We start from the raw sequence: 12,687 nt of genomic DNA, 5'->3' as shown, positions 1-12,687 counted from the left end.
GATGCGTCGGCGGGAGGCACTCGCCGGGGTGGCGTTCACCCTCCCGTGGATCATCAGCCTCGTGGTCTTCACGGCCTATCCTGTGCTGGCGTCGGCCTTCTACTCGTTCACCGAGTACAGCATCGTGCAGCCACCGAAGTGGGTCGGCCTCGACAACTACGAGAAGATGCTCACGGCCGATCCGTCGTTCTGGATCGCGGTGCGCAACAGCGCCTACTTCGCGCTGGTCTCGGTCCCACTCGGTCTCGTAGCGTCACTGATCCTGGCCCTCATCCTCAACCTGAGCGCGAAGGGGATCGGCTTCTACCGCACGCTCTTCTACCTTCCGGTCCTCGCACCGCCGGTCGTGAGCACGATCATCTTCATGCTGATGTTCAGCCCGGAGAGCGGGCTCGTCAACACGGCCTTGCGCACGGTCGGCCTGCCGACACCTGGATGGCTCACCGATCCGGCCTGGTCGAAACCCACGCTGGTCATCCTGAGCCTGTGGGCGCTCGGTGCCTCCACCCTCATCTTCCTTGCCGGGCTCAAGGAAATTCCCCAGTCGTTGTACGAGTCGGCGTCGATCGACGGCGCGGGCCCCTGGTCGCGACTGCGCCACATCACCGTCCCGCTGCTCAGTCCGGTGATTCTCTTCAACCTGGTCATGGGCGTGATCAGCTCGTTCCAGGTCTTCACCTCGGCCCTCATCGTCGGTGGAACGACCGGCGAGCCGCTCGAGTCGACGCTGATGTACGTCGTGCTCATCTATCGCAATGCCTTCAGGTACTTCGCGATGGGATATGCCTCGGCGCTCTCCGTCGTCCTCTTCCTGTCCATTCTCGCCGTGACGTTGCTGATCTTCGCGACCTCACGCAGGTGGGTCTTCTACGCGGGACGTGACCAATGACACCGGTCGTACGCCGCCGACTCCTGGCGCTTGCCCGACACCTGTTGCTGATCGCCGTGTCGGTGCTCTTCATGATGCCGTTCTACTGGATGGTGAGTTCGGCGCTGAAGGACGACAACCAGATCCTCAGCCTGCCGATCCGGTGGTGGCCCAACCCGATCCGCTGGGAGAACATCCCCGCTCTGATGGACTATCCGGGTTTCCCGTTCTTCCAGATGTTGTGGAACAGCGTGTTCTACGCCGGATCGGTCACGGTCGGAACGGTGCTGTCCTCGGCGCTCGTGGCCTACGGCTTCGCCCGGCTGCGCTTTCCCGGCCGGAACGCGTTGTTCATGGTCACCGTGTCGACGCTGATGATCCCGCCGCTCATCATCTTCATTCCGACCTACGTCCTCTTCAAGGTGATGGGACTGATCGGTACGTATGCACCGCTGATCATTCCGCAGTTTTTGGGCAGTGCGTTCTTCATCTTCCTGCTGCGGCAGTTCTTCCTCACGATTCCGCGCGAGTTGGCCGACGCGGCCCGGGTGGACGGTGCGGGGGAGTTCCGGATCTTCGCGCAGATCATGCTGCCGTTGGTGCGCCCAGCGCTCGCGGTCGTGGCTGTCTTCACCTATCTCTACACCTGGCACGACTTCTTCGGCCCGCTGATCTACCTGTCGAATCCGGACACCTATCCGCTGAGCCTCGGGCTCTTCGCGTTCCACGCGCAACGGACGACCGAATGGGCGCTGCTCATGGGTGCGTCGACGCTGGTGACGATCCCCCTGATCATCTTGTTCGCGTTCACGCAGCGTTACTTCCTCCGCGGCATCGCCCTGACCGGCATCAAGGGATGATCAGGGCTGTCTTTTCTTGGCGGCCCGGCGGTACGTCATCGAAGGCGTGGCGCGTGCCGAACTGAAGACGGTGGTCGGCGACACGGCCCCATGGGTACGGCGCGGCAAGACATGGGCTCCTGAGGTGCTGGCACGTGCCGAGGACCGGTACGTGGTCCACTACCCGGCCGGCTCGGTCGTACCCGGCCGGCCGATGTGGCTCCATGAGTGGTCTGGACCGACGGTCGGCCGGACGTCCACGGCCCGACGGTCACCATCTCCATAGCGGCCAGGATCCAGCTGCGGCAAAGGGGCCGGTCCGACTCTAGACGCCCCGGCATGGCGGGTGCGGCCTCGGAGCCGGGCCGGCGGAAGTATGCTCGGGCCGAACCCGCCGTACCTGTGTCGCACCTGCCCGCGAGGCCGAGGAGTTTTGCCCGCGTGATCGACTCCAGCAGTCCCGCCGCCGTCATCGTCCTCGCCGCTGGCAAGAGCACCAGGATGAAGTCGCGGACACCCAAGTTCATGCACGAGATCGGCGGCGTCAGCCTGCTCGGCCTTGCGGTCGGGACAGCTCGCGCGCTCCAGCCGGATCATCTCGCCGTCGTCGTCGGGCACGGCCGGGAGCAGGTCGTCCCGCACCTCGCCGAGCTCGACCCCGACGCCCAGCCGGTGGTGCAGGAGGTGCAGGGGGGCACCGGGCACGCCGTCCGTACCGCGCTGGAAGCACTGCCCCCGCTCCGCGGCACGATCGTGGTGACCTACGCCGACGCACCGCTGCTGTCCGCCGAGACGCTTCGCGAGCTCATCGCCGGCCGGGCCGCGGGCGACGCCGCCGCGACCGTGTTGAGCGCCGAGGTGACCGACGCCACCGGCTACGGCCGGATCGTCCGCGACGAGCGGGGCGTGGTCACCGGCATCGTCGAGCACCGTGACGCCACACCCGAGCAGCGGGCGATCACCGAGATCAACTCGGGGATCTATGCGTTCGATGCGAGCCTGCTCGCCGACGCGCTCGCCCGGGTGAAGGCGGACAACAGTCAGGGCGAGGAGTACCTCACCGACGTGCTCGGAATCCTGCGCGAGGACGGTCACGAGGTGACCGCCGTGGTCGCCGAGGACTTCCGCGACATCCTCGGCGTGAACGACCAGATTCAGCTGGCCGAGCTCCGGCGCGTCCTCAACGACCGGATCCTCGCCGGGTGGATGCGCGCTGGCGTCGCCGTCATCGACCCGGCCACGACCTGGGTCGACGCCACCGTGACGCTGGAGCCCGACGTCACGTTGCACCCGAACACCCAGCTACGCGGCACCACCTCGGTCGCCGCCGGTGCCGAGGTCGGCCCCGACACCACCCTTACCGACACGCGGGTGGGCGCTGACGCGCAGGTCGTCCGTACGCACGGATCCGGCGCCGAGATCGGCCCTGAGGCCAATGTCGGCCCGTACGCGTATCTACGTCCGGGCACCAGGCTCGCCGCAAAGGGCAAGATCGGGACTTTCGTCGAGACGAAGAACGCCGAGATCGGCCCCGGCGCCAAGGTGCCCCACCTGACCTACGTCGGCGATGCCACGATCGGTGAGGGCGCCAACATCGGAGCCGGCACGATCTTCGCCAACTATGACGGCGTACACAAACACCACACCGACGTCGGGCGGCATGCGTTCGTCGGAAGCGACTCGGTGCTGGTCGCGCCGCGCCAGATCGCCGACGGGAGCTACGTGGCGGCCGGTTCGACCGTGGTCAAGGACGTCGCGCCGGGGGAGCTCGCGGTCGCCCGCGGACAGCAGCGCAACATCTCCGGCTGGGTCGCCCGCAAACGAGCGGGTACGAAGACCGCCGCGGCCGCCGAGGAGGCGCAGCGCGGCGAGGGCGGCGACCCGACGTCTGACCCGCCGGTGAACCCGAGAGAGACTGACGGTGTCGAGGACCACGGGAGGAGCGGTCAGTGAGCGGGCTCAAGCGCACCACCCACAAGAACCTCATGTTGTTCTCCGGGCGGGCGCATCCGGAGCTGGCTCAGGAGGTCGCCGAACTCCTGGGAGTCGATCTCGTCCCGACCACGGCGTACAACTTCGCCAACGGCGAGATCTATGTGCGCTTCGACGAGTCCGTCCGAGGGTGTGACGCCTTCGTGATCCAGAGCCACCCGGCTCCCATCAACGACTGGATCATGGAGCAGTTGATCATGGTCGACGCGCTGAAGCGGGCGTCGGCGAAGCGGATCACGGTGGTGACGCCGTTCTACGGCTACGCACGACAGGACAAGAAGCACCGGGGTCGGGAGCCGATCTCCGCGCGACTGATGGCCGACCTGCTCACCACCGCCGGCGCCGACCGGCTGATGGCCGTCGACATCCACACCGCGCAGGTCCAGGGCTTCTTCGACGGTCCGGTCGACCACCTGCTCGCGCTGCCGGTGCTGGCGGAGCACATCGAGTCGCGGGTCGACACGTCGCAGGTCACCGTCGTGGCACCGGACTCGGGGAGGGTTCGCGTCGCGGAGCAGTGGGCCGAGCGGCTCGGCGGCTGTCCGCTGGCGTTCATCCACAAGACCCGTGATCCGAACGTCCCCAACCAGGCGGTCGCCAACCGGGTCGTCGGGGACGTCGAAGGGCGTACTTCCCTCATCGTCGACGACATGATCGACACCGGCGGCACCGTCGTGAAGGCCGCGGACGCGCTGATGGCCGCGGGGGCGCGCGACGTCATGGTGGCAGCCACCCACGGCGTACTCTCCGACGCCGCGGTCGACAAGCTCAAGAACGCCCCGATCCGCGAGGTCGTCGTCACCAACACGCTCCCGATTCCCGCCGAACGCAGGTTCGACAGCCTCACCGTCCTGTCCATCGCGCCACTCATCGCCCGGGCGATCCGCGAGGTCTTCGAAGACGGCTCGGTCACCAGCCTCTTCGGCGGAGCCAACTGATCGGCCGGTAGGCGAGTGCAGGGGTGCGTCCGCCGGCGCGGCGCTCCGCTCGTCGGGTGAGTCGTTTCGGCCCATAACGCGAGTGCCCGGGGCAAATGAGGCTCACCGTCCCGGCGACCGCCGGCATGGGTAGCGTGGTCATTCGCCGCCGGGACGGTGGACCTCAGGTGCCCTGGGTGGGTCGTGACGATCGTTGCCGGGTATTCTGTCCCGGTTGCCTCGGCGAGGGACGCCCGGTCTCCGGCTCCGTGATCGACGCGGTGCCGGCCAGGTGCGCCGCCGAGCAGCAAGCCGCCGCCCGCCGACACTGTCATCGACACCGTACGCAGACATCGTTCGAGGAGTAGCTTCCGTGCCCGAGGTCAAGATCAAGGCCGAATCCCGCAACGAGTTCGGCAAAGGTGCGGCCCGCCGCATCCGACGCGCGGGCCTGGTGCCCGCGGTGTTGTACGGCCACGGCAGCGCTCCGGTCCACATCACGCTGCCTGGTCATGAGCTGATGCTCGCGCTCAAGACCGCCAACGCTCTCTTCGACGTCGACCTGGGCGACCGCAGTGAGCTCGCGATCCCGAAGCAGGTCCAACGCGACCCGATCAAGGGGTTCCTCGAGCATGTCGACCTGCTGATCGTCCGGCGTGGCGAGAAGGTCGTCGTGTCCGTGCCGGTCGTCCTCGTCGGCGACGCCGCTCCTGGTGGACTGGTTTCGCTCGAACACACCGCACTGTCCGTCGAGGCGGAGGCCACCCACATTCCCGGGCAGATCGAGGTGTCGATCGCCGACGCCGAGATCGGTACGCAGGTCCACGCCAGCGACATCACGCTGCCCCGTGGCGTACTCCTCCAGGACGACCCGGAGGTACTCGTCGTCAACATCACGGCTCCTGCCGCCGCGGAAGCCGAAGAGGCAGCTGAGGCGGCCGAGGGCGAGGGTGTCCAGGCGGCCGAGGGTGAGGCCGGTGGCGGTGAGTCGGGCGAGGACACCGACTAGTCCTCCACGACTGGCAGCGCATCCTTCGTACGGAATGACACATGGCCGACGACGCCTGGTTGGTGGTGGGCCTCGGCAACCCCGGACCGACCTACGCCGCGCACCGGCACAACGTCGGACACCTGGTCGTCGACCTGCTCGCTGAACGCATGGGCGGGACGTTCCGCCCGCACCCGCGCGGCAGGGCGGATATTCTGGAGGGGAGGCTCGGAGGTCTCCCGGGCCTGCGTGTGGTGCTGGCCAAGCCGCGGTCGTACATGAACACCTCGGGTGGCCCGGTCGCGGGCCTTGGTGCCTTCTACAAGCTGGACCCCGCGCGGTTGGTCGTGGTGCACGACGAGTTGGACATTCCGTACTCCACGCTGCGGCTGAAGTTCGGCGGTGGTGACAACGGACACAACGGGCTCCGATCGATCCGCCGCTCCATCGGCACGGGCGAGTTCTTCCGGGTGCGTTGTGGGATCGGACGGCCTCCGGGGCGGCAGGACGCGGCCTCTTTCGTCCTCTCTCCGTTTTCGAGTGCCGAACGCAAAGAGCTAGCGCTTTTCGTCGAACGCGCTGGCGATGCGGTCGAGACGCTCACACTCGAAGGCCTAGAAAAGGCGCAGAACGCCTTCCACGGCGAGGGCATGCGTTAACGCCGGGTTCGGTTTGGACGTGGGACGGGCACAGTCCTGACGTGTGAGTGATGCCATGTCGCCTTTAGATCGGCGACCTGGTGGGATTTCTTGAGTATGCGGGTGGACGGCGTGGTCACGGTTCGATCTCACGTGCAACCGATGGGGTGGCGGACAGGTCTAGTGCTTCGAAGGCGCTGGCTTCACACCCGGGGGGTGTGTGGAGCCGGCGCTTTCTCTCTTGTCCATCGCCACACCTGGCAGTTGTCGACACGGCGCCGCACGCGTCGATGGATCGGCGGAGGGGATGGGCGTCATGCGACGGAAGTTCACCAGTGCCGTCATCATAGTTGCCGCGCTTCTTCTGGTCGCGGCATGTCAACAGCCGATTGGCGGAACAGGTGAGGAAGCGCCGGGACCACTTGTCAACAGTACCTGCGGTGTAGGGCCGAAACTGGTGCCCAACTGCGGGGCCTGGTGGGGAGTCGCCGCCAACCCTCTGGGAAGTGAAACCTGGGAGCAGGCCCTGGTGAATTTCGAAAGTCGAATCGGCAGGACCGTCAATGTCGCGCATTTCTACAAGCGTGCGGGACAGCTTTTCCCGACCAAGCAGGAAATCGCTCTCGCCAACCAACCTGGAAAAGAACGCATTCTGTTCTTCAACTACAAACCGGAGGCCGGGCACACCTGGCGTGAAGTGGGCCGAGGTGCCACCAACGCCGAGATCGACCGGCTGGCCGCCTATATCAAGGCGAACTTCACCAAGCCGTTCTTCTTCACGGTCCACCATGAGCCCGAGGACGAAGTGAGGCAGGTGGCGGGATCGGGATACACCGCCCAGGACTACGTGTTGATGTACCGGCACGTGGTGATCCGACTGCATCAACGCGGGTTGCGCAACGTCGTGCGGGTCATGAACTACATGGGCCTTCCCAAGTGGGGCTCGCAGCCGTGGTTCAACGCGCTGTATCCCGGTGACGATGTCGTCGACTGGATCGCGTCCGATCCGTACATCTTCGGGTCGGGACAGTACTGGGGAGGCGTGTCCGACCTGATGAATCGGCGCTTCCCCGAGTATCCGAGCTGGCCGGGCTTCTATACGTGGGCGACGGTCAACCATGGCAGCAAGCCGCTCATGCTGGCCGAATGGGGAGTGGTCGAGAAAGTCGGCAGTCCCGGTGCGAAGGCGAACTTCTTCCGGATGCTGGGTGACCAGGTCCAGCAGTGGCCGCGGGTAAAGGCGTTGGTGTACTGGAACGCCGCATCCGACCGGACTGTCGGTGCCACCCGGGTCGACTCCAGCACACCGTCGTGGAACGAGTACGCGAGAATCGGCCGGCTGCCCTACTTCAACCGGTGAGAACAAAGCCGCCGGAGTGCGATCAGCCGCCGGAGTCCCGCGCCGGAGTGCGATCAGCCGCGGGAGACGAGCCGGCGCTCACGGCGGGCGCGGATCGTGATGCCCGGCAGGGCCCCCTGGAACGCCGCGAGTTCCAAGGTCGTGCGACCGCGCCAGAGCATCGCCGCATAGGCCACACACATGAGCGGCAACCAGATCCCCACCACCGGGAGGGACATCGGAAGCACCAGTGCGATCAGCAATGGGACACCACCGAAACACAGGCCCGCGCTGAACGCGACCCAGCCGACACCGGGCCCGAGCGAGGTGACGCCGAACGCCCGGCGTACCTGGATCATCGGCAGCACGTTGCGCACCAGGAGCGCGGCAGCCCAGGCCAGTGCGGCGCCGGTGATGCCGAACGGAGGTACGAGGAGCACGACGAGGATGACGTCGATGACGAGCGCCGAGGCGTTGTTGACCAGGCTCTGTCGGCTTCGACCGGCCATGAGCAGGACGACATCGACCGACCCGGTGGCGGTCGTCGCCAGCATCGTAAGGGACAGGATGACGACCGTCGCGAGGCCCGATTCGTACCCGCTGCCGAAGATCCTCAGCAGGAGGGGTGCCGCGATCGCGCTGGTGAGGTACACCGGCCAGGTGATCGCCATCAGCCATGCCGTCGACGTGGAGAAGACCTGCCGTACGCCGGGGAGGTCGCCGCGCGCGAAGAGCTTGGACAGTTGAGGAGCGAGCACCTGCTGGATCGCCTGCATGCCCATCTGGCCCACCACGAGGAACCGGGTCGCCGCGGTGTAGACGGCCGCGTGGCGGGGGGACAGTAGTGCCGCGACGAGCACGATGTCGGTGCGCTGCAGCGCGACCTGGCAGATCCGGCCGAGCGCGCGGGGTGCGGTGAACGCCCAGAAGTCCTTGGCGAGCTCCGCCCTGGTGGGTTCGGCGGCGAGCGCGGGAGCATCCTCCGGTGGCGCAGACGCAGGTGAGGCCGTTGACGGCGCGGGCGTTGACGGCGAGGGCGGCAGGAGAGTCGACGTCGAGGGTGTCGACGTCGAGGGTGCGGACGTCGGGGGTGTGGACGTCGGGGGCGTGGACATCGGGGGTGCGGACGTCGGGGGTGTGAACTGGCTCATGGACATCCGGCCGCGGGCGATGCGGCGGCACCACCACGCGACCGCCACCAGGCCGAGAAGATAGGGCGCCGCCCAAGCGATGGCGAGCCCCGTCGGTCCGACCCCGAGAAGCAGGGCGACGAGCACACACAGGATCTGTCCTGGCATCCGCCCCAACTTCTCGACTACGACGTTGGCCCGGGTCGTGCCGTAGGCCAGGGTCGCCGCCACCACCGTGTCGTACGCCGTCGCGATCGGAAGCGCCAGCGCCAGCACCCGGAGCATTCCGGTCATCGCGACCTGATCCGTGCCCCGGCTGATCACGGCGGAGAACCACGGCGCGGCGACCCAGACGACGACGGCGACCGCCACGCTGAGCGCGATGACGGCACGCAGGGCGATCCCGACCGTCGCCAGGGCGCTCGCCGGGCTTCCGGCGACCAGGCGGCGCTGGATGGCGTGGGCGAGTCCCACGTCGGTGCCCAGGGCGGAGACCGCGGTGACGATGAGGAAGAACGACGTGGCCGCGAACAGCATCCCGGCGATGTCCTGGCGTACGCCGTTGGTCACCAGGACGACGAGGGCAATGCCGGCGCCACCGCCGATGACGGTTCCGGCGACGTTAAGGACGCCGCCTCGAGCCAGTTGCCGGATGGGAGCGGTGCTGGTCACCGATCGTCCGCCCGGAACGCGCGAACGTTCGCCGCATCGCGGTGTCCGCTCGCTGGCTCGGAGCGGTCAGGAGTCGGAGCCGGGAACCCGTTGGCCGCCTCGCCGAGGCGTCCGTTGGTCGCGGCAGACCGTCCGTTGGCCTCACTGGGGCGCCCGTTGGCTGCCTCGCTGGGACGCCCGTTGGTCGCGGTGCCGGAATGCCCGTTCGCACCGCCCGGCCACCCGTTGGCGGTGCGACCAACCGCGCCGCTCCCGGACGCCGGGCCCGCCGGATTCCCAGTCGCTGGGTGCCCAGTCGCTGTCCCGCTACGCCGGCCGGTGCCAGCGACGCCGGAGTGCCCGCGGCTTGCGGCATCCCTCCCAGCCGGATCGCTGCTGGCGTTTCGGCGTTCGTACGCAGGAGCGCCGTCGTTGGCCTCGGCCCTCCTGGGATCAGGCCGGTCGGCACGCGCGGAGGTGACATCCGGCCCGGGGACCGCGGGCCCGGGGTGGTGGACCTTGCCGGTGCGGCCGTCGACGACGATGACACCGACGGCGGCGGACTGCAGCCTCGCCAGGAGCGCGGCGGAGTTCTGCAGCTCCGTGCGCGTGGTCAGCTTGCGGGCCGCGACGAGGACCACCGCGTCGGTCAGCGCGGCGAGTGCCTGGCCGTCGGCGGTGGTGACCGGCTGTCCGGTGAGCAGGACGTAGTCGTACCACTCGCGCAGCTGACCGACGGTCGAACGCATCTGCGGCGACAGCAGCTGGTCCATGGTGGTGCGCTGCGGCCGGCCGAACGGCAGCAGCACGAGGTTGTCCTCCGGCTGGACGAGGAGATGCCGAAGGTCAATGGACCCGGCCAGCAGGTCGGCCAGGCCAGGCAGGGACTGCGTTCCGGTGAGCAGCTCGCCGGCGGCGCCAGCGGTGTCGACGAGGACGACGCTGAAACCCGCGCGGGCGAGGCCGGTGGCGAGTCCGGCCGCCTCGGGTGCGGAGGAGACGTCGGGGGAGAGGCTGGCCACCGTCATGACGACGGGTGGCGTGTCGACCGAGCCGACGACGGCCGTACGCAGCTGGCGGTACGGCTCGGGCAGGCCCCGCCCGCGTCGGTCCGTACGCCCGGCGAAGCGATCGCGCTCTCCGATGACGCCGAGCAGTCGGACGTCGAGATGCTCGACCTCGCCAGGATCGAGCAGTCGGTCGTCGGCGCGGGTGCGGAACAGCGCCAGCATGGCGCCGAGAGTGAGCCCTGCGATCGCGCCCGCCCCGCCGAAGAGCACGGCGTTGGTGCCGCCTGCCGTGAGAGGCATGGTGGCCGGGCTGATCACCTGGCCGGGCGCGAGGTCGGTCGCGGTGAGCGTGCTGACCTCGGTCTCGAGGCTGGCGATCTGGGAGGCGAGCGCGCTGACCCGCTCTTCCAGGTAGGCGTGGCGGGCCGAGCCCTCGTCGGTCTTGCCCAGCTCGTCGGTGGCGTCGCCGAGGGCGGACTGGATGTTGGTCTGCTGCTTGCGGATCCGTGCCAACCGGGAGTTGGTGAGGGACTTGGCCCGAGTGCCGCGGTAGTCGAGGTAGCTTTCCGCGAACGCCTGGGCACCGTGGAGGGCATCGGTCCGGCTCTCCGCCGTGAACGAGATCCGCAGCACCTGGGTGTTGGTGGGGATCTCGACCTCGACCAGCTCATGCAGGTCGTCGGCGCTGAGTTCGGTCTTCAGCTCCCGCGAGACCAGGGCAGCCACGCCTTCGGTTCTGACCAGCTGGGCCTCGGTCTCGAGGTTGACGAGCTGCTCGCCGCGGCCGTCCGGCGCGAACGGGTTCCCTTCGAGCGGGTTGAGCAGGACCGAGGCGGTGGCGGTGTACTGGATCCCCTGACGCAGCGCGCCCGCGACACCGGCGGCGGCGCCGAGGAGGGTCAGGACCAGGATCAGCAGCAGGTGTCGGCGGAGTGCGCTTGTCACGAACGCCACTGGCGAATACGCCTCGCGGACCTCACGCATAGCTGTCCCCCACCCCCTTCACCACTGCTCAAGAGACGGTAGACCAGACCCTGCCCAGACCGAAGCGGTTTCGGTGGGTTGTAGTGAATCGGCCGGGAGTGTGCCAACAGTCTGGTCCGTACGGGTTCGGCCCTGCAACAATTTGGCATATGTCCAGCAAGTCGGGCATGCGACGGGCTAGGCCGCACGCGGAGAATGACACTGAGTAGCCAAACTGGGGGATGCGGATGACGGAACATGGTGGATGTACGCCTGATGCGGCAGGACGCCCGCAGCGCCCGCAGCGCGTGCTGCTCGTCGGATCGAGCGGTGGGCACCTGGCCCAGCTGCTCGCCCTGAAGCCGTGGTGGGAGTCCCGCGACCGGACCTGGGTGACGTTCGCCACCGAGGACGCGAAGTCCAGGCTCCGCGACGAGCGGGTCGTGTGGGCGCACTTCCCGACGACCCGCAACCTCCCCAACCTGATCCGCAACTTCTTCCTCGCGATCAGTGTGCTCCGGCGGCACCGTCCGGACGCCGTGGTCTCGACCGGCGCCGGCGTCGCCGTACCGTTCTTCCTGCTGGCCCGCGTACTCCGGATTCGTACCGTCTATCTCGAGGTCTACGACCGGCTCGACACGCGCACGCTCACCGGCAGGCTGTGCCGCCCACTGTCGTCCCTCTTCTGCGTCCAGTGGGAGGAGCAGGCCCGGCTCTACAAGGGGTCCCACGTCGTCGGAACCCTCCTCTGAGCCGTCGACATCCGGCTATCGAGACCTGTGCTGCAGAGAGAAGTGAACGCATGCACCTGCTGGCCATGGTGGGGACCGACTACCACCCGTTCGATCGCCTGGTCCGCTGGGTGGACGCGTGGAGTATCGGACACCCCGAGGTGGAGTGCCTCATCCAGTACGGCACCGCCCCGGCGCCGCGCCACGCGGCCGGCGTCGCCTATGCCGAACACGATGAGCTCGGCGAGTGGATGGACCGGGCGGGGATCGTCGTCTGCCACGCCGGGCCGTCGACGATTCTCGAGGTCCGTCGTCGTGGCCTGCTGCCGATCGTCGTTCCGCGCTGTGGCCAGTCCGGTGAGCACGTCGACGACCACCAGGAACGGTTCGCCAGCCGGCTCGCCGGCACCGGCCTCGTCCTCACCGCCGGGTCGCAGCGGGAGCTCGGCGTCCTGCTGGACAAGGCCCTGGATGACCCGACGGTGGTACGGCTGTCCGAGGTGGCCGACGGTGCGGTGACAGATGCCGCCGTACGCCGGTTCGGCGAGCTCGTCTCTGGCCTGTTCAGCCCCGTCCGCACAGGGAAGCGTCGCTGACCCCGGCCGCGCCCTCCCCGTGTTC

11 protein-coding genes are annotated in these 12,687 nt (G+C 68.1%); 9 read left to right on the top strand and 2 right to left on the bottom strand.

What is annotated here, in order from left to right; all coding sequences use genetic code 11:
- Position 1 precedes the first annotated feature (1 nt).
- The 7 genes from ABNF93_RS00640 (at position 2) to ABNF93_RS00610 (ending at position 7,602) form a co-directional block, all read left to right on the top strand.
- A complete protein-coding gene (locus ABNF93_RS00640) occupies positions 2–889 on the top strand; it encodes a carbohydrate ABC transporter permease (protein WP_349325484.1) in 888 nt (295 codons plus the stop codon).
- Entirely contained in the window at positions 886–1,728 is an 843-nt protein-coding gene (locus ABNF93_RS00635; RefSeq protein WP_349325483.1) for a carbohydrate ABC transporter permease, read from the top strand. Before ABNF93_RS00640 ends, ABNF93_RS00635 begins: the two co-directional genes overlap by 4 nt.
- A gap of 420 nt (positions 1,729–2,148) precedes the next feature.
- A complete protein-coding gene (gene glmU / locus ABNF93_RS00630) occupies positions 2,149–3,660 on the top strand; it encodes a bifunctional UDP-N-acetylglucosamine diphosphorylase/glucosamine-1-phosphate N-acetyltransferase GlmU (RefSeq protein WP_349325482.1) in 1,512 nt (503 codons plus the stop codon).
- Entirely contained in the window at positions 3,657–4,637 is a 981-nt protein-coding gene (locus ABNF93_RS00625; RefSeq protein ID WP_349325481.1) for a ribose-phosphate diphosphokinase, read from the top strand. Before glmU ends, ABNF93_RS00625 begins: the two co-directional genes overlap by 4 nt.
- 352 nt (positions 4,638–4,989) lie before the next feature.
- Positions 4,990–5,625 carry a 50S ribosomal protein L25/general stress protein Ctc gene (locus ABNF93_RS00620; RefSeq protein ID WP_349325480.1) on the top strand — a complete coding sequence of 212 codons (636 nt, stop codon included), beginning with the start codon at positions 4,990–4,992 and terminating at the stop codon, positions 5,623–5,625.
- Between the two features lie 41 nt (positions 5,626–5,666).
- Complete coding sequence (gene pth, locus ABNF93_RS00615) at positions 5,667–6,263, top strand: aminoacyl-tRNA hydrolase (RefSeq protein ID WP_349325479.1); 597 nt, start codon at positions 5,667–5,669, stop codon at positions 6,261–6,263.
- A 508-nt stretch (positions 6,264–6,771) separates the two neighbouring features.
- Positions 6,772–7,602: a glycoside hydrolase family 26 protein gene (locus tag ABNF93_RS00610; RefSeq protein ID WP_349325478.1), complete on the top strand. Its 831-nt coding sequence runs from the start codon at positions 6,772–6,774 to the stop codon at positions 7,600–7,602.
- Between the two features lie 53 nt (positions 7,603–7,655).
- Here ABNF93_RS00610 and ABNF93_RS00605 read toward each other — a convergent pair whose 3' ends face one another.
- A complete protein-coding gene (locus tag ABNF93_RS00605; protein ID WP_349325477.1) occupies positions 7,656–9,383 on the bottom strand; it encodes an oligosaccharide flippase family protein in 1,728 nt (575 codons plus the stop codon).
- Complete coding sequence (locus ABNF93_RS00600) at positions 9,380–11,356, bottom strand: hypothetical protein (RefSeq protein WP_349325476.1); 1,977 nt, start codon at positions 11,354–11,356, stop codon at positions 9,380–9,382. The genes ABNF93_RS00605 and ABNF93_RS00600 overlap by 4 nt, the downstream gene beginning before the upstream one ends.
- Positions 11,357–11,583: 227 nt before the next feature.
- On the opposite strand from ABNF93_RS00600, the gene pssD reads away from it, so the two are divergent.
- Positions 11,584–12,087, top strand: coding sequence for a PssD/Cps14F family polysaccharide biosynthesis glycosyltransferase (pssD, locus tag ABNF93_RS00595; RefSeq protein ID WP_349325475.1), 504 nt, complete (start codon positions 11,584–11,586; stop codon positions 12,085–12,087).
- A gap of 50 nt (positions 12,088–12,137) precedes the next feature.
- Positions 12,138–12,662, top strand: coding sequence for a glycosyltransferase (locus ABNF93_RS00590; protein WP_349325474.1), 525 nt, complete (start codon positions 12,138–12,140; stop codon positions 12,660–12,662).
- Positions 12,663–12,687 lie beyond the last annotated feature (25 nt).

This window comes from Actinopolymorpha sp. B9G3, assembly GCF_040120725.1.
Lineage (GTDB): Bacteria > Actinomycetota > Actinomycetes > Propionibacteriales > Actinopolymorphaceae > Thermasporomyces.
This window is presented reverse-complemented; position numbering and strand designations above follow the sequence as displayed.

Coding starts and splice junctions, on each gene's coding strand:
- ABNF93_RS00640 (WP_349325484.1), top strand. CDS start 2: ATGCGTCGGCGGGAGGCACTCGCCGGGGTGGCGTTCACCCTCCCGTGG.
- ABNF93_RS00635 (WP_349325483.1), top strand. CDS start 886: ATGACACCGGTCGTACGCCGCCGACTCCTGGCGCTTGCCCGACACCTG.
- pth (WP_349325479.1), top strand. CDS start 5,667: ATGGCCGACGACGCCTGGTTGGTGGTGGGCCTCGGCAACCCCGGACCG.
- ABNF93_RS00600 (WP_349325476.1), bottom strand. CDS start 11,356: ATGCGTGAGGTCCGCGAGGCGTATTCGCCAGTGGCGTTCGTGACAAGC.
- pssD (WP_349325475.1), top strand. CDS start 11,584: ATGACGGAACATGGTGGATGTACGCCTGATGCGGCAGGACGCCCGCAG.
- ABNF93_RS00590 (WP_349325474.1), top strand. CDS start 12,138: ATGCACCTGCTGGCCATGGTGGGGACCGACTACCACCCGTTCGATCGC.